Annotated in this window: 21 protein-coding genes and 2 pseudogenes; 9 read left to right on the plus strand and 14 right to left on the minus strand. The window is 56.1% G+C overall.

What is annotated here, in order from left to right:
- Window positions 1-314 precede the first annotated feature (314 nt).
- From CF651_RS25065 to CF651_RS25090, 6 genes are all read left to right on the plus strand, one after another.
- A complete protein-coding gene (locus tag CF651_RS25065; RefSeq protein WP_094017620.1) occupies window positions 315-878 on the plus strand; it encodes a GNAT family N-acetyltransferase in 564 nt (187 codons plus the stop codon).
- A gap of 253 nt (window positions 879-1,131) precedes the next feature.
- Window positions 1,132-2,256 carry a stalk domain-containing protein gene (locus tag CF651_RS25070; RefSeq protein ID WP_094017621.1) on the plus strand — a complete coding sequence of 375 codons (1,125 nt, stop codon included), beginning with the start codon at window positions 1,132-1,134 and terminating at the stop codon, window positions 2,254-2,256.
- 220 nt (window positions 2,257-2,476) lie between these two features.
- The gene (locus CF651_RS25075; RefSeq protein ID WP_094017622.1) at window positions 2,477-2,959 is read left to right on the plus strand and encodes a MarR family winged helix-turn-helix transcriptional regulator; all 483 of its coding nucleotides are present in this window, start codon (window positions 2,477-2,479) and stop codon (window positions 2,957-2,959) included.
- 13 nt (window positions 2,960-2,972) lie between these two features.
- Window positions 2,973-4,706 carry an ABC transporter ATP-binding protein gene (locus tag CF651_RS25080; RefSeq protein WP_094017623.1) on the plus strand — a complete coding sequence of 578 codons (1,734 nt, stop codon included), beginning with the start codon at window positions 2,973-2,975 and terminating at the stop codon, window positions 4,704-4,706.
- Between the two features lie 64 nt (window positions 4,707-4,770).
- Complete coding sequence (locus CF651_RS25085; protein ID WP_094017647.1) at window positions 4,771-6,582, plus strand: ABC transporter ATP-binding protein; 1,812 nt, start codon at window positions 4,771-4,773, stop codon at window positions 6,580-6,582.
- Between the two features lie 158 nt (window positions 6,583-6,740).
- Window positions 6,741-7,001: a metal-sensitive transcriptional regulator gene (locus CF651_RS25090; protein ID WP_179232986.1), complete on the plus strand. Its 261-nt coding sequence runs from the start codon at window positions 6,741-6,743 to the stop codon at window positions 6,999-7,001.
- 377 nt (window positions 7,002-7,378) lie between these two features.
- Here the strand turns inward: CF651_RS25090 and CF651_RS25095 are convergent, their stop codons facing one another.
- Together CF651_RS25095 and CF651_RS25100 are read right to left on the minus strand one after the other, a co-directional pair.
- Window positions 7,379-8,152: a sugar phosphate isomerase/epimerase family protein gene (locus tag CF651_RS25095; protein WP_245856145.1), complete on the minus strand. Its 774-nt coding sequence runs from the start codon at window positions 8,150-8,152 to the stop codon at window positions 7,379-7,381.
- Between the two features lie 102 nt (window positions 8,153-8,254).
- Entirely contained in the window at window positions 8,255-10,042 is a 1,788-nt protein-coding gene (locus tag CF651_RS25100; RefSeq protein ID WP_094017625.1) for a glycoside hydrolase family 36 protein, read from the minus strand.
- Between the two features lie 272 nt (window positions 10,043-10,314).
- Here CF651_RS25100 and CF651_RS25105 point away from each other — a divergent pair, with 272 nt between their 5' ends.
- From CF651_RS25105 to CF651_RS25115, 3 genes are all read left to right on the plus strand, one after another.
- Window positions 10,315-11,199 carry an AraC family transcriptional regulator gene (locus CF651_RS25105; RefSeq protein WP_094017626.1) on the plus strand — a complete coding sequence of 295 codons (885 nt, stop codon included), beginning with the start codon at window positions 10,315-10,317 and terminating at the stop codon, window positions 11,197-11,199.
- 82 nt (window positions 11,200-11,281) lie between these two features.
- The gene (locus CF651_RS25110; RefSeq protein WP_094017627.1) at window positions 11,282-11,770 is read left to right on the plus strand and encodes a hypothetical protein; all 489 of its coding nucleotides are present in this window, start codon (window positions 11,282-11,284) and stop codon (window positions 11,768-11,770) included.
- The gene (locus tag CF651_RS25115) at window positions 11,767-12,306 is read left to right on the plus strand and encodes a hypothetical protein (protein WP_094017628.1); all 540 of its coding nucleotides are present in this window, start codon (window positions 11,767-11,769) and stop codon (window positions 12,304-12,306) included. Before CF651_RS25110 ends, CF651_RS25115 begins: the two co-directional genes overlap by 4 nt.
- A gap of 88 nt (window positions 12,307-12,394) precedes the next feature.
- Here the strand turns inward: CF651_RS25115 and CF651_RS32525 are convergent, their stop codons facing one another.
- From CF651_RS32525 to CF651_RS25170, 12 genes and pseudogenes are all read right to left on the minus strand, one after another.
- Window positions 12,395-12,544 carry a hypothetical protein gene (locus CF651_RS32525; protein WP_179232987.1) on the minus strand — a complete coding sequence of 50 codons (150 nt, stop codon included), beginning with the start codon at window positions 12,542-12,544 and terminating at the stop codon, window positions 12,395-12,397.
- A 5-nt stretch (window positions 12,545-12,549) separates the two neighbouring features.
- Entirely contained in the window at window positions 12,550-12,870 is a 321-nt protein-coding gene (locus tag CF651_RS25120) for a ferredoxin family protein (RefSeq protein WP_094017629.1), read from the minus strand.
- The gene (locus CF651_RS25125) at window positions 12,870-14,165 is read right to left on the minus strand and encodes an FAD-dependent oxidoreductase (RefSeq protein ID WP_094017630.1); all 1,296 of its coding nucleotides are present in this window, start codon (window positions 14,163-14,165) and stop codon (window positions 12,870-12,872) included. Before CF651_RS25125 ends, CF651_RS25120 begins: the two co-directional genes overlap by 1 nt.
- A 406-nt stretch (window positions 14,166-14,571) precedes the next feature.
- Window positions 14,572-15,576, minus strand: a pseudogene (locus CF651_RS25130) (electron transfer flavoprotein subunit alpha/FixB family protein); the annotation flags it as partial.
- Window positions 15,573-16,403, minus strand: a complete 831-nt coding sequence (locus CF651_RS25135) for an electron transfer flavoprotein subunit beta/FixA family protein (RefSeq protein ID WP_094017631.1) — start codon at window positions 16,401-16,403, stop codon at window positions 15,573-15,575. The pseudogene CF651_RS25130 and the gene CF651_RS25135, both read right to left, overlap by 4 nt.
- 260 nt (window positions 16,404-16,663) lie before the next feature.
- Entirely contained in the window at window positions 16,664-16,933 is a 270-nt protein-coding gene (locus tag CF651_RS25140) for a YciI family protein (RefSeq protein ID WP_094017632.1), read from the minus strand.
- A complete protein-coding gene (locus tag CF651_RS25145) occupies window positions 16,930-17,820 on the minus strand; it encodes an NAD(P)-dependent oxidoreductase (RefSeq protein ID WP_094017633.1) in 891 nt (296 codons plus the stop codon). The genes CF651_RS25140 and CF651_RS25145 overlap by 4 nt, the downstream gene beginning before the upstream one ends.
- Before the next feature lie 15 nt (window positions 17,821-17,835).
- Window positions 17,836-19,842, minus strand: coding sequence for an alpha-amylase family protein (locus CF651_RS25150; RefSeq protein WP_094017634.1), 2,007 nt, complete (start codon window positions 19,840-19,842; stop codon window positions 17,836-17,838).
- A 70-nt stretch (window positions 19,843-19,912) separates the two neighbouring features.
- Window positions 19,913-21,439, minus strand: coding sequence for a type 2 periplasmic-binding domain-containing protein (locus CF651_RS25155; RefSeq protein WP_094017635.1), 1,527 nt, complete (start codon window positions 21,437-21,439; stop codon window positions 19,913-19,915).
- Window positions 21,440-21,485: 46 nt separating this feature from the next.
- Entirely contained in the window at window positions 21,486-23,513 is a 2,028-nt protein-coding gene (locus tag CF651_RS25160) for a family 10 glycosylhydrolase (RefSeq protein ID WP_245856146.1), read from the minus strand.
- Window positions 23,514-23,610: 97 nt separating this feature from the next.
- Window positions 23,611-24,486: a carbohydrate ABC transporter permease gene (locus tag CF651_RS25165; RefSeq protein WP_094017637.1), complete on the minus strand. Its 876-nt coding sequence runs from the start codon at window positions 24,484-24,486 to the stop codon at window positions 23,611-23,613.
- Window positions 24,487-24,505: 19 nt separating this feature from the next.
- Window positions 24,506-24,720 (minus strand): annotated as a pseudogene (locus tag CF651_RS25170) (sugar ABC transporter permease); the annotation flags it as partial.

Below are 24,720 nucleotides of genomic sequence, written 5' to 3' on the forward strand. Positions count from 1 at the left end.
TCCCATTGAATAGATGAGTATGTTTTATCCTAGTATACAATAATTTTCGATGCGAAACTTGCCGCTGTGCAAGGAATCACGCTCTTCTGCAAGTACCGTCTGCCTTGCTTCCCGTTGTATTTTTCCATAAAATTGGAGAGGCTATGCCTGCCCGAAACGAGGATGACCGGCTTTGCCGTCTTTTAGGATGGCATGCGTTTGTGAAAATCGGCGCAGAATGAGAAACTTAACCGCTGATCTGCCTTACGAAATCGCCGACACCCGTTGAGCTCGCATTTTGTCTTACAACCTATTGTCCTAACGGAGGAACCAACATGAACATCATACGACCGGCCACACCCGAAGACGCTGCGGCGACCGTCCCTTTGATTCTGGATGCCATTCAAGATATCGGCTATCAATTAACGGGAGCGGCGACCCATGAAGAAGCGGTGGAGCGGCTCACTTATTTTTTCACCCGGGAAGGAAACCGGCTAAGCTACGAGCATGTCCTTGTCAAAGTGCTGGACCGGCAAATCGCAGGCATGATTCTTTGCTATCACGGACAGCACGCCAAGGCGATCGACCAGCCGCTGCTGGACCGCCTGCACGAGCTCTTGCCGGACAGAGAGGCCGTGCTGGATCAGGAAGCCGATGAGGACGAATATTACATCGACGCCTTGGCGGTATCCCCGCAGTGGAAAGGCCGCGGCATCGGCACCGAGCTGATCTCTGCCGCGGAGCAGGCCGCCCGGCAGCAGTGCTATTGCAAAATTGCACTGAACGTAGAGCAATCCAATACCCGGGCGCAGGCGCTGTACCAAAGGCTCGGGTACGAGACTGACAAGCATCGAACCATTCATGGAAAGCGGTATGACCATATGGTCAAAATGCTGTGAGCTACGCTCGCGGCTCACGGCTCGCGGCAGCTCTCTAAAGCTTCCCCGTCTCCAGACACCGGAAACTGCAACAAAATCCCGCTCCCTTGCGTCATTGGATATATCACCCAATGCGGGGAGTGGTTTTTGTTATGCATAAAATCAGCTGGAAGCCTTTTGTCAGCCGACGGTAATGTAACTATTTTGTAAATCTCTTCAGCAGCCGATACGATATGATAAACATGTAAACAACGATTACAGGAGGGAAATTCTGATGAAACGCACTTATCCATTACTTACCTTAGGCCTGGCCGGCTGCATGCTTGTGGGGGGAACCCCGGTATCCTGGGCAGCGGAAGCTCCTGTTCAGGCGGTTCCGATCTCGGCGGCCATCGCTCCGCAAGCCCCTCTCTCCACGATTGCTATTACATCCAAAGACGTAACCAAAGAGAATGCTCTGCTAATAGCAAAATTGAGCATCCCTGTCTTGTCCGGGATGAAGGATACCCGTTATCAGGCGGAAGTGAACGACATCATTGAGCGGCACGCGATGGAGGAGCTGGCTGCACTGGAGCAGCAGGCGCAGCAGGATGCGGATGAAGCGAAGCAGAGCGGCGGCTACGAGTTCCGCCCTTATGGGTTCGACGTCCGGTACGAAGTCAAAGCAGCGGGCAGACCGGAGGAGGCCAACCGTGTCTCCTTGAAGGTGATGACGTATACTTACACAGGCGGTGCCAACGGAATGTCTCGCGTAGATGCCTATAACTTCACGAATGAGGCGGAAGCGAAGCCGTTGACGCTGCGGGACCTGTTCGGGGACAGCTATAAGCAGACAATTGACGGCATCATTGGACAGGCGATTCAAGCGAAGCCGGAGGACTACTTCAAGGATGCGTTCCAAGGTATTTCCGATGCTCAAACGTTCTATGTAGAGAACGGCGAGGCGGTCATCGTCTTCGGCAAATACGAAATTGCCCCGGGCGCCGCCGGCAATCCGGAATTTCGCATTCCGCTGGCCGGCGGCTCTTCCGCAGCTGCGCCGGCAGGCGGCTTGGCTGTGAACGGGAAGCCGCTGCCCTCCGGCGAGGCACAAGCTTACGTGAACGACGCCGGGGTAACCATGCTTCCTCTGCGTGCCGTGACGGAGGCGCTGGGCTACAAGCTGACCTGGAACGCGGAGAAGCGCCAGGCGGAGCTCAGTAAAGGCGCTCAATGGACAGCGGTGCAGGAGGGCAAGGACAGCTATACGATCAACAAAATGGCCCCTGTTCAGCTGGGAACCGCGCCGATCCTTCACACCGAGAAGCTGTATGTGCCTCTTGCCTTCTTCTCGGATATCTTGAAGCTGGACGTGACGAAGGCAAACGGCGGCGGGATTCATATCCAAGCGCCTAAATAACCCGTCGTTCAGAAGGTTGTGAAAGTTATAGCTTCTTAGTGAAGCATATGTCTCTCTTACCCCATCCTTGCCGCCTGATTCTGGCTCCGGGAATCCGCAGAAAGGTACAGCAGACGAGCGAAGATGGGGCTCCAGCTTTTCTCCCAACATCCTATTGACTCCCTTTTGGAAGTCCTTTACACTTATATTTAGTCGACTAACTAATTTTTTGGAGGAACGAATGGAACGTCAGGATATTTACGAATCGGAGTCACTTACCTTCATCCTATCGCGAATGATGAAGCTTCGCCGCAGCAATGTTCACCTGCTTCTGCGCGACCAAGAGGTGTATCCGGGTCAGCCCCCGCTCCTCTTCCATTTGTCCCGCCACGAGGGGCACAGCCAGAAGGAAATTGCCCAGCATTTGCAGCTTACCCCCGCCACTGTCACAGTGATGCTGAAGCGGATGGAGAAAACGGGCCATGTGGAACGCCGTCCCGACCCTCAGGACCAGCGCATCTCCCGCGCCTATTTGACCGACAAAGGCAGGGAAGCCCTGAGTGAAGTGAAGGAAGCGATGAACTTCCTGGAAATTCAGTGCTTTCAGCATATATCCGAGGAGGAGAAACGGATGATGCGCCGCCTGCTGCTGCAAATGTACGACAACATGAAGAGCTTCGAGCAAAGCCTCCTGACTGAGAAGGATCAACCTAACCGTAAATGAGGTGGTACACTGCATGTGGAAATTACGCGGCTATTTGAAGCCGTACTGGAAGGCATCGTTATTGGCCCCGCTTTTTATGCTGCTCGAGGTCTACATGGACCTGCTGCAGCCCAAGCTGATGGCCAGCATTATCAATGAGGGCGTCCTTCGCGGCGACCTCCCGCATATTCAACAAACCGGCCTGGCCATGATCGGCATCGCCCTGATCGGGCTGCTCGGAGGCATCGGCTGCACGATTTACTCGAGCATCGCCTCCCAATGCTTCGGCGCGGATCTGCGGAAAGATTTGTTCCAGAAGGTGCAATCGTTTTCTTTCCGCAATCTGGACCGCATCCCGGCCGGTTCGTTAATTACGAGACTGACGAACGATATCGTTCAGCTGCAAAATATGGTGCAGATGACGCTGCGCATTCTCATCCGCTCCCCGTTTTTGGCTCTTGGCAGTCTGATTATGGCCGTGACGATCAGCCCCCGCCTCGCGCTGGTGCTGGCCATCGTGCTGCCGATTCTTTTTCTCGTGCTGTACGTGCTGATCCGCTTCGCGTTCCCGCTGTTCTCCATGGTGCAGAACAAGCTGGATCAAGTGAATACGGTGCTGCAGGAAAATTTGACCGGGATCCGCGTCGTCAAGGCGTTCGTGCGCTCCCGTTTTGAGAACAAGCGGTTTCAAGCCGCCAATCAGGATTATATGGACATCGCGCTGAGAGCCTCGCGCGTCGTCTCGATTAATATGCCGGTCATGATGCTGATTCTGAATCTGAGTATCGTTGCGGTGCTCTGGTTCGGCGGCCACCATGTCTGGGAAGGCTCCATGCCCGTCGGGGACCTGGTCGCTTTCATCAACTATGTGACGCAGGTGCTGATGTCATTTTCGATGGTCGGCATGATTCTGATGAATGTGTCGCGAGCCAAAGTATCCGCAGACCGGGTGAATGAAGTGCTCCGCACCGAGTCGGAAATTACGGATCGCCCTCAAGCCTCCGACGCAGCTATTCGGCAGGGGCGCGTCACGTTCGACCGCGTTTCCTTCGCGTATCCGAACCAGCAGGAATTGGCGCTGCGCGATATCAGCTTCACCGCAGAGCCCGGGAGAACCGTCGCCATTCTGGGCGCCACCGGCTCGGGCAAATCGTCGCTCGTCCATCTGATCCCGCGGCTGTACGATACGACCGGGGGCCAGGTGCTCATCGACGGCACCGATGTGCGGGACATTCAGCTGCAGCACCTGAGAACGCACGTCGGAATGGTGCTGCAGGAGTCCTTCCTGTTCACGGGCACCATCCGTGACAATATCCGCTTCGGCCGTCCGGATGCGACGGACGCGGAGGTCAAGGCCGCAGCCCAAGCGGCGCAGGCGCATGAGTTCATCGCCCGGATGCCGGGCGGCTACGATACGCTGCTTGGCCAGCGGGGCGTGAACCTGTCCGGCGGGCAAAAGCAGCGCATCTCCATCGCCAGGGCGCTGCTCGTCCGGCCCGCCATCCTGATCCTCGACGACAGCACGAGCGCCGTCGATCTCGGTACCGAATCGCGCATTCAGAGAGCGCTGCGGGAGCTGATGCGCACCAGCACGTGCTTTCTGATCGCGCAGCGGATATCGTCCGTGCTCGATGCGGACAAAATCCTGGTGCTCGACGAAGGGCGCATCGTCGCCGAGGGCACGCACGCCGAGCTGTACCGCAGCTCCGCTGTGTATCAGGACATTTACCGTTCCCAGCTCGGAAAGGAGGAGCTTGCACATGGCTGAACAACCAACCCGACCGGCTGAGGCCGGAGGCGCAAGACCTGCCGGTATGCCGCCCATCGGCGGCATGGGGATGCACATGGGCATGGGCGGAGGCTCCGGCGGACCGGGAGCCCGAGGCATGGCGCCCAAGGTACGGCCGAAGCATACGTCCCTTACGTTGAAGCGCATCTGGGGCTATCTCGGCCGGCAGCGGGCCAGTCTGGTCTACGTCCTGATGCTGACCGCGATCAGCTCCGGCCTGTCCCTGATCGGTCCTTACTTGATCGGCACCGCCATCGATAAATATATTATTCCGAAGGATTATAACGGTCTCGTATGGCTGTCGCTCAGCCTGATCGCCGTCTACCTGCTCAGTGCGGCTATGACCTGGTACCAATCGTACGTCATGATCGGGGTTTCCCAGCGTACGGTCCGCGAGCTGCGGCAGGATGTCTTCGCCAGGCTGCAGCTGCTGCCTCTCCCCTATTTCGACGCGAGGACGCACGGCGAGCTGATGAGCCGGACGACCAACGACATCGAGAATGTGTCGAATACGCTGAATCAGAGCGTCACTCAGCTCTTGTCCAGCGTTTTGACCGTAATGGGCGCTTTCGTCCTGATGCTGATGCTGGACGTATGGATGACGATTGTCAGCCTCGTGACCATCCCTCTTGTCATGCTCGTGACCGGACAGATCGCGAAGCGGACGCGCAAGTATTTCACCGCCCAGCAGCAGCAGCTCGGCGAGCTGAACGGATTTATTCAGGAAACCGTGTCCGGGCAAAAGGTCGTCAAGGTGTTCCGCAGGGAGGACAAAGCTGCCGAGCAATTCAGCGTTATTAATCAAAAGCTGAACGCCGTCGGCATTCAAGCACAAATCTTCTCCGGGACCGTCGGGCCGGTGATGAACGTCATCAATAACGTGAACTTTGCGCTGATTGCGGCCATCGGCGGTTGGCTTGCCTTCAAAGGTATGACGAGCATCGGCATCATCGTCAGCTTCCTGAATTATTCGAAGCAGTTCGGCCGCCCCATCAATGAACTGGCGAACCAGTTCAACGTCATCCAATCGGCGGTAGCCGGCGCTGAGCGCGTGTTCGAGATTCTCGATACGGCCTCTGAATACGAGCAGGACGCCGGTCTGAAGCCCTTGCACCACGTACAGGGCGAGGTTGTCTTCCGTGACGTTACCTTCAGCTACAAGGAAGGAGTTCCCGTGCTGAAGCACGTGAACCTGACCGCGAAGCCGGGCGATACGATTGCGCTCGTCGGGCCGACGGGGGCCGGCAAGACGACGATCGTCAACCTGCTCACCCGCTTCTATGAAATCGAGAGCGGAGAGATTACAATCGATGGCGAGAACGTTCGCCAGCTGGATAAAAACAGCCTGCGCAGCCAGCTCGGCATCGTGCTGCAGGATGCGTATCTGTTCTCGGACACAATCCGCGAGAACATCCGGTACGGCCGCCTCGATGCCACGGACGCGGAGGTCGAGGCCGCTGCGAAGCTGGCCAATGCGGATGCGTTCATCCGCAAGCTGCCCGGCGGCTACGGAACGCAGCTGTCCGCTGAAGGCAGCAACCTGAGCCAGGGGCAGCGGCAGCTTCTCACCATCGCCCGGGCGATTCTGGCTGACCCGGCGATTCTAATTCTCGACGAAGCGACGAGCAGCGTCGATACGCGCACGGAGATGCACATTCAGGAAGCGATGCATGTGCTGATGAAGGGGCGCACCAGCTTCGTTATCGCGCACAGGCTCAGCACGATCCGCGAAGCCGATCAAATCCTCGTCATTGACGGCGGGGAAATTATCGAACGCGGTACTCATGAGCAGCTGCTCGCGCAGCAGGGGTTCTACTACGGCTTGTATACAAGCCAGTTCAAAAGGGTGGGTTAGCGCTGCGAAAGTCCGATGGCTATGCCCATCGTTATCGTGCTATTCGCGAAGAACGGCTCCCCTCTAGCCTGTGTGCCCCTTTTTCCAGCATTGAGTTCTATGTACATGAAGTGATACTATATACCCATAGACGTATCTATGAAAGGGGTCGGATCGGTATGGAGTACGATGATAATGTGAAAAAGCGGCTGCGCCGCATTGAAGGACAAATTCGCGGTGTCTTGAATATGATGGAGGAACAGCAGCACTGCAAGGACGTCGTGAGTCAGCTGTCCGCCGTGCGAAGCGCCGCAGATAAGGCGATTGCTTATCTGGTAGCCGTAAACCTGGAGAAATGTATCATCGAGGAACGGGAAGCCGGGCGGGATTCCAGCAAAGTGGTTCAAGAAGCGATTGACCTGCTGGTTCGGAGCAAATAACAGGCTCCCCCGTCATCCTTTTCAGGTCATCGACGGGGAGCTTATCGTGATCGGCGGCTACGGGGCCGGACCGTGAAATAGCAATGTTTCCATTGCAGGTTCTCGTTTAAACCGGGGTCTCAAGTGATTTCTTCCAGTTTGTTATCAAAAATAAGAAAAGTCCTTCGTGCCTGCTTCTGGCCCGGAGGACTTTCCTTTTTAATGCTGCTCCCCGCAAGAAGCTTTGTTGGCGAGCCATCCCTCGCCTAGCGCTGCCCGCTCACCCTGGCTAACAGCTATGCAGCCTGAGTCCATCTCAGCAGGTGGCTCCGGGCTCCCGAACCGTACCGGGAGCTGCCTTCTGCGCTCACGCTCCGGCCTTACCGCCAGCCTGCCGCCTATCCCTGCAAGCCGAAGCCTCTGCTTTGCAGATTGCGCAAGCTGATAGCCAAGCTCTCGAACGGATCACGCTCATACGTCTGATCCTGCTCTACCGCTGCCCACTCGACACCGATGTCTTCGCACGCCTCAAGAATACGGGTGAAATTCATATTGCCCTCCCCAACCTCGGCGAACCGGGGCTCACGCGGTCCGGTAACAATCATGTCCTTCAAGTGGACGACTTTCATCCGTCCTTCCACTTTGCGGATCCATTCGGCCGGATCGGCGCCGCCTGCCTGCACCCAGTACACGTCCAGCTCGAAATCGACGGTGGACGGGTCCGTTTCCTCGAGTAAAATATCCATTCCCGTCTTCCCGTCAAATTTAACGAATTCAAAATCATGATTATGATAAATAAACGTCAAGCCCGCTTCCTTCAGCTTTCGTCCGATATCCGTTGCCAGCTTCGCAAAGGAGCTGTACCCTTCGCGGCTTGCACGGTACTCCTGCGGCAGTCCTCCGAGCCCGACATACTTGCAGCCCCAGAGCTGATGCTTCGCAATCACCTCATCCAGCTTGTCCGTCAGATCGGAGAATGGAATATGCGTCGCACAGATCGTTAGCTGCTCCTGATCCGCCAAATCCTTCAGCGCCTGGTTATCGATAGGACCGACACCAGATACTTGAACGGCGTTGTAGCCGATTTGTTTCACCTTTTTTAGAGTCGCTGCAATGTCTTCCGGTGTTTTCAAATGCTCTCTTAACGTGTACAGCTGTGCTGCGATTTGCATTTTCATCTCTCCATTCGACCATGATTGATAGCGTCTTTGTAAGGGCTTCCACTCTATCATCTTACTTCTTGGAAGTTTTTTCAACGCTTTTATACAAACGCTTCAAGTCAAAGCGAGGAGCACGCGCCCCGAATGCGGCGCCATGTCTGCGACCGTCAGCGTTCCGCTGTAAAAGCCCAGACTCTCGCCGGTCCAAAAATCTTCAAGCCGCACCGGCTTAGGGAGGGCTACCTCGAGCGTGGAGGGCTCGTCGCTCCAGTTGAACAGGCAGAGCAGCTCGCGGTCCGGCTCCTGCACGCGACCGATGCGGAAGCTGCTGTCGTCGAACCTCGCGGCGATATTGCGCGTGGTCAACGCCTTGCGGAGGACGGCCAGTCCCGCGGCCGACAGTTCGCACACATCGTCACCGGACAGCACCATGCCCCCGGAGGCGATGATGTACGCCGCATGGAACCCGAATTCATCGGGTGTAATGGATGAGGGCCCTCGGCGGACGGTACCATCCGGATCGACGAGCTTTATGTCCCGATTTTCCAGCACGAGGCAATCGGGATCGTTTACCCACAATCGCTGATGCTGCCAATTGCGGGAGAAGCCTTCGGCAGCCAGCTTCTTGAAGATGGGCCATTTGCGGCTGATATCGCCGGTCACCCGCATCCCGTGCACCGTACCGAGGGACGGCCACATCGGAGCATTGCAGCCGAGCAGGAAGCTGTCCGCCCCCGCGCCCTCGAGGACTGCCTCCATCCCCATCCGGTACGCCTCGACCTTCGTCGCGGAACGCAAATGACGCCGCCCGCCCGGAAGCGCCCCCCACATATTCGCGTCCAGCTTGAAGTAGTGGCAGCCCCACCCCTCGCGCATCGTCCGGAATACCATGCGGAGGTACGCCCTCGCCTCCGGGTGAGTGCCGTCGAGCATGTACCACGGCCCGTGCCGCCAGCCGCCGAAGGAGATCCGGTTCGACGCCAACGGCTGCCCCTCCTCATCCTGAATAAACCAGTCCGGATGGGTTTGGAACAGCTCCGATTCCCGTTGGGCTATGAACGGTGCTACCCAGATAGCCGGCTCGAAGCCTGCCGCCTTGATTTCCTTGCACAGCCGTTCCATGTCGCTAAAGGAGGCTCCCGGCGTCAGCCAGTCGCCCATATGCGCCTGATACCCGTCATCGATCTGGATATAACGCAGCTGCGGCACCTGAGTACCGATCGCCCCGAGGTTATCGAAAATATGCTGCTCCGTCACAGCCGGGCCGAAGCAGTACCACGAGCACCAGCCGCTTGGGACTCCGCGGGGGGAAGCAAGAAGAGGATGGTTGCTCTGAATGAATTCCGCAAACTGCTGCAGCAGCGCTTCCCTGTCGCTCCCCTCAAGCACGGCCAGTTCCTCCAGCTCCCAGCTCTCCCCAGGTGCAAGCGTCAGCCCCTCTCCATCGAGCACCAGCTCGAATCGCCTGTCGGCCAGCCGGACCTCTCCCGTAAACCTTCGGCAGGAGGTGAAGCCGATCAGCACATGCCGGTCAGACTGCGGTGACAGCAGGGCGAAGTTATATACGGCACAGAAGCCATCCGTCTCCGGCAGCTTGTAATGCTTGTGGTCGTCGTAGGCACCGATCAGCAGCGGCTCGGCCATCGTGCCGTTGTATTGGGACAGCATGCTGTAGCCTTCGCCATAGAACGGGGTGTCCCCGTCGAAAGGCCAGGTGCCCTGCAGCAGCACAATGTCCTGAACGGAAACAGGCAGCGCCCCTTCGTTATGGAGGCGAAAGGAGGCGGTGTTTCCCCGCCAGCGGGGTATTACACGCAGCCCGGCAAGCTCTGTGCCATCCGTCCCTCGAACAGCCGAAAACGCCGAGCCTATCCAATCAGTCTTGGTAAATGTCGGTTTCACGATTCTATCCCTCCAGATTCCGATTTGTCCGCAAGTCAACTGTATAAACAATCGCCAGCAGCCAATGCAAACGGTTCCCTCTTCTTCAAATTCATGATTTTATTATATCAACGCTGCCTTCCTCTGGATTTATCTCTTTGTCTACGATTTGCACGATTGGAGGATCATTTTTATCCAGCTTCCGATTGCCATCGCGACATCCGCATGATAGTCTACATTCAAAAGAACGATGTCCGACAGGACATCCCCTGAACCGGAGGTCATCTTCCCCTATGTCCTATACGCAGCAAATCTCTTTATCGGAGCTGCGCTCCCGTGTCGTCGGCGCTTCCTTTTATCCGTTCAAGCCGGGACAGAACGTCCCGCCGCGTTTCCCTTACGTGTATGCTTTTACCTGGATTACGGCAGGGCGGGGAACCGTCTTGATCGACGGGGAGGCGTATGCCGCGGAGCCTTACGATCTTTTTATCATCGAGCCGGGGCGTATCCACGCCTTTCATGCCGACCCGCAGGAGCCTATGGTTCATGCGTCGGTCTATGTGGATCTGCTGTCCCCCTCCACACCAAAGCAGAAGGGAGACAAGCATTTGAACACCCATGATCTGAAGGGCATCGATCCGGCTCTCCGTGCGGTTAAAGTATCGTTTGCCGAAGCCATCACTCTGCCTGTACACAGCCGGCCTCCCCGCCATGCCGAATGGATGGACTCGCTGCTGTCGGTGATCCGACTGTTCCCCGAGCCGTTTATCGGCACGGATATATTGCTTCGGGCACGGTTCGAGGCTTTTCTGATCCCCTACATGCAATACACCATGAAGCCTACCCCCAGCTTCTACGATCCGCGTATCGCAAAGCTGATGCAGTGGCTGGAGGCGGGGGACGGAGCCCCCTTCACGGTCACGGATTGGGCGGGGCGCCTTGGGATCAGCACCGCTTATTTATACGAGCTGTTTCGCAAGCAAACGGGAACCAGCCCTCATGCGTATGAGCTGAAGGTGAAGCTGGACCGCGCCAAAACATGGCTAAGGGAAACGGACCTGCCGGTTACCGAAATAGCCCATCAGCTCGGGTTCTCCTCTATTCATTATTTTACTAGACAGTTTACGAAGCATATGCAGGAAACGGCGACGCATTACCGCAGCCGGTTTCGCCGGTAGAAACCCCGTCTCCATCCGTATAACGACCGTATCGTTGTCACATACTATGCGCATCCATTCCAATGATTGGGAGCCCTTCCGTATGTTAACGGTCTACTTTTTAATCTCCTTGTTCGTTTGTATCGTTTGTCTCGCATCCCTTGGTTTGCTGAGAAAGCGCATGCAGCCGCTGCTGCTGCTCCATGGTTATTTTGCCGGAACAGCATTGATGCAGCAGTCCTTTACCGTCATTTCGCTTAATCTCCATTACGTTAGACCGGCCCTAACCTGGCAGTCCTTCTGGTCGGTCAAGCTGCCCGGACTTTTTTGTATGCCTGTCCTGCTTCTGTGGGCACTGCTTCTGCTGCTGTCCGATAAGTACCATCCCGGAGGTAAAATAGCGCTTGTTGCAGCGGTTTTATTGCTGATGACCTCTGTAGACGTGGGAATAAACAAGGCAGGCTTTATTGAAGCCCTGCACTGGAACGTTCTTTACTCCCTCATAAGATATGTCATGATATTGCTTGTCCTTTGGGGCTACTTGACGTTGCTGCGCAGCCGGATGCGTAAGGAAGGGGTGGCCGGCCTATGATCCTGTATCCTCCGGCCGCATTCGATGCGAACGAATGGTTCATTATTGCAGCCAGCGTATGTATTTGGTGCGTTTGGCTGGCGCTGCCACGGCGTTTTACAGGGTTCACCTTGGTTACGATCTGGTTATTGAACGTGTTTTTAGCGCAAACGACCGATTTCATCATCGGGAAGCCTCCCTACGATTTGTACAAAGTGAATGATTATAACGAGTATGAATGGTTTGACCTGCTGCTCTATCTTTTCACTTATCCGCCCGCCGGGTTTATGCTGCTTTACGGATACGACCGCTTTCGCTTTCGCGACGGGAAGCTGGTGCTGTACCTGCTGGCATGCGCAATCATCACAACATTGCTTGAGAAAATGTCGGTGTATTTCCGTGTGTTTACCTATAACAACTGGAGCTTGGCCTATTCCTTCCCCACCTACGTGCTTGTCTACGCATTGAATATCGCCTTGCTCCGGCTCATTTGGCGGTATCATCCCTCTCAAGGGCGCCGGCACCGAATAACAAAAAGAAGGGCTGCCTCTAAGTGAGGCTAGCCCTTAATGTACTTGGTTGAATAACGTCGGAAATGTACTTGTCATGGCGTGGTTTCTGCCCTGAGTCCGCACCGAATCCGCTTTACTGCTGCACCTTTTCCAGCAGCTCCTCCCGCTCCCAGCTGGCGAAATGATCCTCCCAGATGATGTGATACAGGTTCTCCTTCACTTCCAGAATAATGCCCCGTGCGCCGTCCCGAATAAATATGACACTGTCCCCGATCTCCAACATTCGAATCACCCCAATCTGAAGACGATTCCGTGACCACCCTTCGGATATTCCCATTTGATATTCTGGTGGGGACAGCCGATCCGGCAGCTCCCGCACTCATGGCACCCCTCATAGCCAACATGCATCCGTATTTGCTCCCATTTGTATACTTCCGCCGGGCAAAAGATCGTGCAAATTTTATCAGGACATTGATTCAGGCATACGTCTGCGCTCAAAACGGTAAGATGCGACTTCGTATCGGCATTAAAGCGAAGAAGATACTGCTTCTCCTCGATCGACTGGCCTTTGGTCTGCCCTTTCGTTTGCGCTTGCGCCTGCTCGCTCATTACTTCATCACCTTCCACACCCGGTACACGTCCCGGGCAATTTTCAGCTTATCCTTCATCGAGCCGATGTCCTGCCAAATCTTTTTCTGCTTCTGCCTTTTGGAGGTGCCGTCCACAGTAAACATTTGGCTCGCCGCCCGGTTCATCATCGGGATGTACTGATCGAAGTACTGCGGGAATTTGTCAAAATGATGCGTTGCATCCTTGTACTTTTTCAAATCCTGCCCGACGAAGCTGTCCATCAGCCGCTGCCGGTAATGATCCAGCGTCCGCTCGGAATAATCGCCTGCCTGCTTCGCCAGCACAATCGTCTCGGCGGCGAGACGCCCCGACGTCATCGCCATGTTCGAGCCCTCACGGTGAATGGCGTTCACAAGCTGCGCGGCATCCCCGGCCACCAGTACGCCCGGGCCCACGACCTTCGGCATCGAGTGGTAACCGCCCTCCGGGATGAGGTGAGCCAAATACTCCTGCTGCTCGCCGCCCTGCAGATAGGGCCGGATCATCGGGTGCTGCTTCACATATTCCAGCAGCTCGTAGGGCTTGATCTTGTGCTTGATCAAGCCGGACAGCAAGGTACCGACGCCGATACTCAGCGTATCTTTATTCGTATAGAGGAAGCCGGTGCCGAGGATGCCCTTGGTCGCATCACCGAACAGCTCGATGGTACAGCCTTGATCCGCCTCCAGGTTGAAACGGTCCTCGATCACCTTCCGGTCAACCTTAATGATTTCCATCGTAGCGAGAGCCACCTCGTCAGGCTTGAATTCCTGATGGAATCCAAGCGACTTCGCAAGCAGCGAATTGACCCCGTCGGCGAGCACGACCACATCGGCGTACAAGTCGCCATCCGGGCGGTCCGTCCGGACCCCGACGACGCGTCCGTCCTCTACGATGCATTCGAGCGCCACCGTCTCGTTGATCAACAGCGCGCCTTGATCCACGGCTTTCTGCGCGAACCATTGGTCGAACTTGGCCCGCAGCACCGTGAAATTGTTATACGGCTCTCGTGCCCATTCCATGCCCTTGTAGCCGAAGGTGAGCGCGGATTCCTTGTCGAGCATCATAAAGCGCTGCTCCACAATAGGCCGCTCCAGCGGTGCCTCCTTGTGGAAATCCGGGATGATGTCCTCCATCATCTGCCGGTACAGCACGCCGCCCATGACATTTTTGGAGCCGGGGTATTCGCCTCTCTCCAGCAGCAGCACATGAACGCCCGCCTTGGCCAGCTCGTAGGCGCAGGCAATCCCTGCGGGGCCTGCCCCGACGACGATACAATCAAATTTTTCGGACATGCTCGTCTTCCTTTCCGCCTATTGCATCAGTCTTGGTACCTGAATCCGCCGCTGGGGAAGGGTCGGTGGGCTCAGCTGATTGGGCGGCTGCCTTGGCTGCCGCTGCTGATTCCGCCGCTTCCAGCGATGGGGCCGAACTCACCGACGCACCCGTTCCCGCGGCCTCCAGTGAGGCTGCCGAATCTACCGGCGCACCCGCTCCTGCTGCCTCCAGTGAGGCTGCCGATTCCGCTGGCGTACCCGCTCCCCCCGATTCCAGCTTGTTCGCGCTGCCGTCGGAATCGGCCATAGCTACCTCCACGCCGTTGACCGTTTGCGCCGCATCGTCCGCTTCCTCCGCCGTGTCCGTCTCCCAGTCGGAGTCGGCTGCGCTGCCTGTCAAGGGCTCGGTACCCTCCCCTGCCAACGCGTCCAGCGTGGCCTGGAATTGGCCGATCAACAGCGGCACAATCTCGAACGCATCCCCGACAATGCCATAATGACAGGACTGGAATATGGCGGCGCTCGGGTCCTTATTGATGGCGATAATCAGCCCTGAATTCTGCATGCCGACAATATGCTGAATCGCTCCGGAAATCCCGATCGCAAAATACACCTTCGGCGTTACCGTCAGTCCCGTCTGCCCCACCTGGTGGTGGTGCTCGATCCAGCCCGCCTCCACCACGTCGCGGCTCGCGCCGACGGCTGCGCCCAGCACGGCCGCCAGCTGGTGTATCAGCTGAAAGCCGCCAGGGCTGCCCATGCCTTTGCCGCCGGCGACGATGACGTCGGCCTCATCGATCCGCACCTTCGCTGTCGTCGCGCGGACAATGTCCAGCACCTTCGTGCGGACGTCCTCCTCCTCCAGCGGGATCGCTTCCTCGATCAGCCGCCCCACTCTGCCAGGCACCGGAGATAGCGCTTTCATCACCTTCGGACGAACGGTAGCCATTTGCGGCCGGTATTTTTTACACAGAATCGTCGCCATAATGTTCCCGCCGAAGGCCGGACGGCTTGCCAGCAGCAGGCCGGTGTCCTCCTCAACGTCCAGAATCGTCGTATCCGCCGTCAACCCCGTAGGCAGGTCGGTGGCAACCGCGCTGGCCAGATCCTTGCCCGTCGAGGTAGCCCCGTACAAAATAATTTCCGGCTTGTATTTCTCCGTGCAGGCCAGCAGCGCTTTCATGTACGTCTCCGTGCGGTAATGCTTGAATATCGGCGCATCATACACGTACAGCACATCCGCACCGTAAGTGAACACCGTATCGGCAAGCGGTTTCACCTGGTCACCGATCAACACCCCGGCCAGCTCCGTCTTGCGTTTATCCGCAAGCTGCCGTCCTGCGCCGAGCAGCTCAAGCGACACCGGAGCCACGCGCCCGTCCTTCACCTCGATAAACACCCATATGCCACGGTAATCGTCAAAACTCATGATCGTTCACCCCTAGCCGCAAACAGCTCTTTTTTGTCCATCAGAATACCGAGCAGCTGTTCCACCTGCTGCAGCGGGTCGCCGTCCAGCATCGTGCCGCCCTGCGGCTTCTGCGGAGCCCACACGGAGGAAACGATCGTCGGCGATCCCTTCAGCCCAAGCTGCGCGCGATCCACATCCTCCAGATCGTTGACCGACCAAATATGCGGCTGGTAGCGCGCCGCCCTGATCATGTCCGGCATCGTCGAATACGGCACCTCGTTAATCTCCTTCTCTACCGATAGCAGGCAAGGCAGCGTCGACCGGATCACCTCATAGCCGTCCTCCAGCTTGCGGTGGACGACAGCGAAGCCGTCGGCACGGTTCACCTCGACTACCTTGTTGACCGATGTCAACGGAGGGATGTCCAGCCGTCTGGCAATGCCCGGGCCCACCTGGCCGGTATCCCCGTCGATTGTCATTTTGCCGCAAATAATCAAATCCACGGGCTGCATCTTTGCGATTTTGTCAATCGCCTTGGTCAGCGCATAGCTCGTTGCGAGCGTATCTGCGCCTGCAAAAGCCCGGTCCGAGATCATATAGCCTTCATCTGCGCCGATCTCGATACATTTCTTGATGGCCTTCACCGCCGGCGGCGGACCCATCGTAAGCACGGATACGGTGCCGCCGTACCTTTTTTTCAGCCGCACCGCCTCCTCGACCGCATGGGCGTCATAAGGATTTAGAATAGCCGGCGCGCTGGCCCGGTCCATCGTATTCGTCTTCGGGTTCATCTTGATGATCTTCGTATCCGGCACCTGTTTTATACAGGCCACAATATGAAGCATAGTCCAAGCACCTCCCTGATTCCGACTTCACTAGCATGACAGCTTCCTATGAATACTTTATGTATATAGATCGGAAGCGCATAAAATGCCATTTGTCTGAAATCCGTCGGACAAGGCGCACGAGAAAAAAGAGGCCGTCGCAAAGGTCATCGAAGATGACAAATGGACGCCTCTTAGGTCGGCTGAATGTAAACTCTCGCGTGCCGCTAGCAGCCGCAGAGTCATTACAGCCAGCCATGGGCTGTGAACCCCTTTCCTTCTCATGTGCGGGCAATCACAATCTCCCACTCATGAATTTCATAGCTTCTCGCCTTCAACATGACATACGGATCCTCTTCCACCATCTGCTTTACGTGATCGTACGCATCAGCCTTATAAATAACAAGTCCTCCCCAGCCGTCCGCAAAGCGCCCGTTGGCAAAGATCCTTCCTTCGCTCCGTCTTTGGTCCAAATAAGCGAGGTGCTGCTCCCGGTAAAGTCCGCTCTTTTCCTGATCCAGCATAGGTAAAAACACCGCAAAATATTTCATCCCTCATTCGCCTCCAAAAGCTTCGATTGCTGATATAGGAACATGGCCGACATATCCTTCCCCGCCAGCTCGGTCTGGCTTGCTTCGCTCAACAGACTTAAAGCCTGACGGCCCAGCGCAAGCTCTACCTGCTGTTCGTCCGCCATCTGATTGACCAGAGACAAGTCTTTATGCAGCAGCTTGATTGCAAATCCCGCCTCGAACCGGCCCTTGGCGACATACTGGACATAATGGCGTTCCAGTATCCGGCTCTGCGCAAAGCTTGCATTCAATATCGGGAACAGCGTATCCGAATCGATACCGAGCTGCTGCCCCAGAACGAGCGCCTCGCTTGCGGCCTGGGTATGAATGCCGACCATCAATTGATTGATCAGCTTGACTATCGTCCCGCTGCCGACCTCGCCGACATGGTAAATGTTTTGGCCCAGCGCTTCGAGCACCGGCTTCACCCGGGCAAAAATCTCCGGCTTCCCCCCTGCCATGATGCTTAACGTCCCCGTCTCCGCACCCACCGTGCCTCCGCTGACCGGCGCATCCAGGAACGCCATTCCCTTCCGCTCGGCGGCGGCGGCAACCTTCCTGACGACACCGGGGGACACCGTGCTAAAGTCGATCAGAACCTGCCCCTCTTTCCCATGCTGTACGATGCCGTTGTCCCCCAAATAGACCGCCTCCACGTCCTGCGGCATAGGCAAGCAGGTCATAACCACATCGGCCTCGCGGGTCAGCTCTGCGATCGAGCCTCCTGCCCTGCCGCCCGCCTCAACGAAGCGCTGCTCCGCCCCCTTGCTCCGGTTCAAGCCGTACACTTCCCTGCCTGTCTTCAATAAATTCCGTGCCATCGGCAGACCCATATGGCCCAAACCAATAAAACCGAGCTTCTCCATGGTTCCCCTTCCTCTCTATAATTTGATCACGATCGCAGCAAAATCGGCCACAGCCTCCACTTGAATGGTGGAAGTCCCGTCAGCGCTACAGAAGTTGACTTTGGATTGCTTCGTCAATTCCATCACTTCCCGTACAGGCCCCAGCCCCTTCAGAGCAACCTCGATCCCGTACACGGGTATAGGTATGCCGTATGTCACCCCATTGAAGCCCGAAAGATTGAGAAGATGGAGTATCAAGGTAGTATCATCCAACCGGTGGAAAAACAACTCGATCTGTGGCGGAGCATTCGTCTTCAAGATGCAGGGTTCCCCGGCCACATGCTCCAGAAGATCAAGCAGCACATGCTTATGGTCGGCATAGCCATGCTTGTAATACAGCTCGCCGGCGTGCCATGGAACGTACACCGCCTTCCGGTTCCCCACATCCTGAAGCCATGCGCCTTCGGCCTGCTCTGACAGCCGATGCCCGAAGGCGCGTTCGGGAGGCCCGTAGGTGGCGGGCTCGACCATCGGGAGCTGCCGAACCGTCAATGCGCCCGCCGCTGCCCGGTAATACGGACCGTCGAGGAAAATCCAGTCGCGGTCCGGGAACCGCCTGAACAGCTTCTTGTCCGCCGTGTGGAAATACACGGCTTCCTGCCTGTAATCATGCACCGACTGATAGGTGAGTCCGAACGATGCTTCCAAAAACCTGCGGCCGGCCTCATCCCCGGTAAATGCCCCGCCTGTACCAAGCAGACAGGCTCCCTGATGCTGCGCTTGCCCTAACACCCGCAGTTCCTTTTCCGAGAAGTGGGTGATGCCCGGAATCAGAACGGCTTTATACGCCGACAGCCTCTCTCCCGCTTCGGCAAGCGTGTGCTGATGAATCACATCAAACAGCAGGTGCTCCTCTTTTAGCATTTTGTATACGCCGAAGTACTCTTTCATAGCTGACTGCTGCGTGACGCCCGGCTTAATCAGTGCGATACCCGACATCGATTGGAACCGGCCGTACCACGATTCGTTCTCCCGATGGAACCTATAGATGTCAGCGACGGCAGGCAAATTCGCCCGATCGGGATAATCATCGAACACGCCAATGATGCAGAAATCGAGTCCAGATCCGCTTGCCAGGCTTTCCTTCAACCGAATCTGAATCTCATGCTCAGATACGCCCGTGAATCGGTGAACCAGATCGATCGCATTAATGCTGCAGTTGCTGACGCACTTGTCATCCCACGAGTCCTCTACGGACTGCACATTTTCCGAAGCGGAGTACAGCCAGACCGGATGCGGGCGATGAATATCGGTGTTCGATTCCTTGCGGACAATATCCACCTTGTTCTCGTTGTAGGTCGAGATCGCTATATCGTCTCTTCTACTCTTCACCAACGCGTGAATGCGGTCGAGCATCTCTTTCGTCGTTGTCTCCTGAAACTGCTTATACTGCCGGTACACCGGATCATCGGGGCTTTCCGAATCCGGCAGCGCAAGACCGCTATACTCGCGAAAGCGGACCCTGCAGCTGTCGCAAAAGCAGATACCGTAGTGCCTGCCGCTGTAATCGCGTGTCTGGTACCCGAACATGTTGAAGAAAATGCCGTCTACCTCATAGGTGGAGATGACTTCATCAACAATATGGAGTGCATATTCCCTTTGATAGGCTCCGTTAATGCACGTATGCACGATGCCGTGATAGTTCACTTCCCTGCCCTCCCGGGTCCGGTAAAACCATTCCGGACGCCGGTGAAACACGTCCTCGTGCGCTTTGCTGAAATCGAACCGGGCCATGAGCTTGATCCCATTGGCGTGCGCCTTCTCCACCGCTTCCGCGAGCAAATCCTTCTGCTGACCGGCCGCGCGGTAATGGTATTCAAGCTGCGTCGGATAAAAGGCGACAATGCCGCCGGCATTGATCATCCATACGTTGGCGGAAAGCTTCTTCAGTTCCTCAATGGACCGCTCCACATCCAGATTTGCATCGCTCTCGCGAAGATTGTTCTGGATGAGCCGCATCCGATTCGTCGTCCACCAGGCCATGCCCACCCTCCCTCCTGTAACTCGGGAAGTGCTGCCGCGGGCCCTTTCCAGGGTACGGCAGCACGCTCCATTATTTTTTATTAAATTCCTTATAGGCCTCGGCATTTTCAGCGAATGCTTTCTTCATTTCCGGCAAATTGCCGAGCTTCTCCACATAAGCTTTATATTCGTCCATCGAAATTTGCCCGACGATCGCTTTAGTTACCATCGATTTGAATTCACTCTCGTACTTTGGCCAAATGCTGTTAAAAGTTGGGGAGTATACGTAACGGAACGGATCGACCTTCCCGATCGTGTCGTAAGCCTCGACTTCTTTTTTCTTCGCGTCGTTATAGGCTTTATCTCCGGAAGCGCTCTCCACCTTGCCCCATTTGGCATAGGCGAGAACCCCCGCGCCCTTGCTGGTCGTATTCACTTCCTTGATGCCTTGCTCCGTCAGCACCTTTTGACCGCCGACATTTTTGTAATGAACACCTTCGATACCGTAGTAGGCAAAATCGGTTATTTCATCGGATGCCGTGAAATCAAAATATTTCAGCAGCTGCTTCACCTTCGCCTCCGGCACCTTCTTGGAAATATAGTAGCCTCCGGATACGCCGGTCGACAGGACGATGGCGTCTCCCTTCGGCCCTTTGAGCGATAGATTCAATATTTTGGAATTCGGCTGCATTTTGTTGATCGAATCCTCATATTCCTTATCCCACCAGACGCTTCGCGCATAGGAGGCCGCTCTGCCCGTTTTGTAGAGCTCCTCGGCCTGCGTCTTCTTCATTACGGCGAATTCCTTGGACAAGATGCCGTCCGAATACAAGCCTCGGAACCAGTTCACCATCTCGGTGTACTGAGGCGTCAGCCGTTTATCGATCATGCCCCCTTCGCTGTTATACGTAGGATCCAATGCGCCAAAGCCGGCCGCAAAGGCATCATCGCCGTCGTTAATAATCACCCCGTGGCCGATCAGTCCGAGCGTATCCTTCTTGCCGTTGCCGTCCGGGTCGCTGTCGATCATTTTCTTTAATGCGGCAGCATACTCATCCAGCGTTTTCGGTACGGGGATGCCCAGCTTATCCAGCCAGTCCCTGCGAATTTTGATCCCGTTATCGATACGGGAACGGGATCGGGGCACCGCATAAATTTTGCCGTCCACCGACAAATATTTTTGCCAGTCCGGCGCCATATTTTTTTTCAGGTTCGGGTATTCGCTCAAGTCGCCCAAGAAAGGCGTCAGATCCCAGAAGGCGCCGTTCTTGATCGCGCTTCTCAATGTCGGCCAAGTGGAATCGGGCGAAGCGACCACTTCCGGAAGATCGGCGGAGGCAAAGAGCAGATCCGCCTTTGTCTTCAAATCCCCGTCGGGCACCCATTCGATGTCAAGCTTGGTATTCGTTCTTTTTTGCCACTCGGTCCAGTAAGCGTTGTTCATATCCGGCACTTCGTTGTACAGCCCGGCAAAAATTTTAATCGAAAGCGGCGCCTTGGCATCCGGCTGTCCTGCGGACGGACTCTGACCGGCTGTGTTGCTTCCTGAGCAGCCCGCTGCCAAAGACAAAGCCACCAATCCCGATATGCCTGCTCCCCATGGTTTGAACGATTTCATTTGGCTTCCCCCTCAATTCATCTCGTCTTGCCGAAATCGATATTCCTTATTCGCATGCAATCCATACGCATTCCCATATGTTCAAGCGGGGCACCTGGATCACAAGCTTCCCTTCCTTCACTTCATACCGGAGCTGCTCCCCGGTGATCAGCCCGCGCACTTCGCTTACCTGCTGTCCATTCCAGCGCAGCCTCAGCTCCAGCTCATGGAGCGGAAGCAGGTTGGTCAAGGGACGTCTTCCCGCTCCATTGACCAGATGGATCGCATAGGAGCCGTTCTTAACAAAGGCCGTCACCTGCAGTCCCTGGTAGTGGCTCACTTCCAGCAGGCTGTCTTCTCCTAAGGCCATATGAATCGCGTTGGACAGCAATTGATAATGCTCTCCCAGCTTGTATTCATTGATCAGATGGCTGAGGGAAAACGGCAGGTACATGGTGCGGCCCTTCCCCGCTTCCGACCATACCGCAAGCGGCAGGTCCGTATGTGTAACCGGGAGAGAGGCACGCTCCGGCGGAGCGCCTACGCCATCCAAAGGAGAGAAGGGCGGCACCAGTGTAGCGAGCACCCTCGTGCGCCCGCCGACCGGCCGGGTGTAGACCACCTTACCGCGCAGCGCGATCAGCTCGGTCTGCTCCAATTCCTTCTGCAGCGGGTTGTCCCCCGCCTCGAACCTCAAATACGCAGCCGTCAACGGCTCGCTCGGTTGGACATCATCCGCGATCCCGAGCAGGTCGCAGAGCTCCCTGCAGTCAGGCAGCGCCCCTTCTATAAGAAGATACCCGCCGTCCTTTACATAGTCTGTAACCGCATTCATCAATGCTTCTGTCAGCTTCACCCCTTCAGGGAAAATGACCGCTTTATAGGGCTTCAATCTTTCCGGTGTAGCCTGCTCCCGGAGCAGCACATCGAACAAAATTTGGCGATTAATAAGCCCGTCGGCCCAGCCCTCCGCAGCGGCATCAGCCGTCCACATCAGGGCGACCTGTGCTACGCTCACCGCATCCTCCATATACGTCTCGACCTTTTCGACGCGGTGATTGAAGTCGGACACGACATCGATAATGCGCTTATCCCCTATGGTATCGGGAATCCCCGTCAAGGAATGCCAGATGCTGCCCCCGTGCGCAGGAATCTGTGAAAGCCAGAACCGGTATTCCGCCGGGGGCAATCCCGTATGGCGCCAATCCATTCCAGGACTCGAGTGCACGATACCGAACGGAACCGGACGTTCCGGCAAGGACCGGCCCAGCTTCATGCTGAGCGCCGGCTTCCAGAACTCGGGGATGTGATGATGGCCAAGCGACAAAATGTCCTGCGGCTCCGTACACAGCATATCGGTCGTCTGTTCCCGATCAAACAGATTATCCCTGTACAAATTGTAGTACAGAATCATCGGCACTTCCGCTCTCGTCTGCTTGATCAGCTGATACAGATGATCCATGTTGTCGCGCATACAGACGGAAGCCCAATCCGAAGCGAAAGCCTTCGCCTCCTCCGGAAGCTCCTGCCCGTAAATTCCTTTGTATTTTCGGCGGCAGCCTTCGCAGTGGCACGCGACATAGCCCGGAGCATTGAAGAAGATGCCGTCAATATCGTACCGGCCGAGCACTTCCTTCAGTACCGGTGCGGCTACCGCCTCGTAACGGTATGCGCTGTTGATGCAGGTTGACATCAGCAGCGACCATTTCCCGGGCCGGCCTCCCCCGATGGTGACCGGTTCGCCCGACCGCTGTCTGGCGAACCATTCCGGCCGCTGCAAATATACCGAGTCTTCCGCCTTACTGAAGTCAAAACGTGCAATAAACCGAATATTGTGCTTATGGCATGCCTCAATAACCTCCTGCAGCAAATCGAAGGATGAAGGCAAATATTCATTCACCGTATGATGCTTTACCTGGGTAGGATACCAGGCATAAATCCCTCCGACATTAAAGACGATCGTGTTCGCTCCCATCGCCTTCATTTGCGACGCAAGTCGCTCTGGATCAATCCGATCCGTATCTCTTACCTGAAGATTCGGTTGAATAACGCGAAGCGGCTTCTGCCACCATGCTTTCGTTGAACGGCTCATCATTTCCTCCCGGATGGCTGCGCCGGCATCGGTTGGGCCGGCGGCCGCAGCTTATTTTGTAGCTTACAGCAAGGATTTCGCTTGTTTCTCTCTCAAAGGGTCAGCCCTTGACGGATCCGAGCATAACGCCTTTGGCGAAATGCTTTTGCAAAAAAGGATATACGATCAGAATCGGAGCCATCGCCAGCATGATGGAGGCCATGCGGATCGTCTCTTGGGGCACGAGCCGGTCGTCCCCGCCGGATTGGCCGACCCCAATCGAGTCCGAATCGATGACCAATGTTTTTACCAGCACCTGCAGGGTCCACTTTTTCGAATCCGAAATGTAGATCAAGGCGTTGAAGTACGTATTCCAATGCGATACGGCAAAAAACAGCGTAAATGCCGCGACGGCGGGAAGCGACAGCGGGATAACGATTCTCAGGAACACGCCCAGGTCCGAGCAACCGTCGATCCGGGCGGAATCCTCCAGCTCCGGGGGCAGCGATTCCAGAAAGCTCTTGATCACGATCAAGCTCCAAGCATTCGTCAGCGCAGGCCAGATTAGCGCTCCATACGAGTTCAGCAGCCCGAGCTGCTTGACGAGAAGATAGCCGGGTACGATCCCCGCATGAAAGACGAGAGTGAAGATGACGGCGCTCAGCATCCATCCGCGTCCGGGCATCGTTTTTTTGGTCAAGGCGTACGCCAGAGTGAACGATACGACCAGATTGAGCGCCGTACCTGCGATCGTGATGAACACGGTGCTTTTCAGTGCATGGAGAAAGCTGTTCGTCGACAAAATGTATTTGTAGGCCGACAGCGACCATTGCTCCGGAACGATATAAAATTGCAGCGGCACATACGCTTTGGGGTCCGTGAACGAAACGCTGAACACATACAGAAACGGAAATATACAAATTAACGAGATCACAGCGAGGAGCGTATAATTGACATAGTCAAACAGCTCCAGCTTTTTACGTGCGGCAAAGCTCATTTCAGATCCGCCTCCTTCCTCAGTAAATCCCTTCGTGCCCGAGCTTTTTGACTACATAGTTGGAGCCCATCACAAGAATGAAGCCGACAACTCCCTTAAACATGCCCACCGTCACCCCGACGCTAATCTGCCCTTTGAGAATGCCCTGCGTATACGAGTACGTATCGAACACCTCCGCAACGGAAGTGACGAGCGGGTTCATCATCAGCAGCACCTGCTCGAAGCCGACGTCCG

Origin of the sequence: Paenibacillus rigui, assembly GCF_002234615.1 — a bacterium.
In the GTDB taxonomy this organism is placed as follows: domain Bacteria; phylum Bacillota; class Bacilli; order Paenibacillales; family NBRC-103111; genus Paenibacillus_S; species Paenibacillus_S rigui.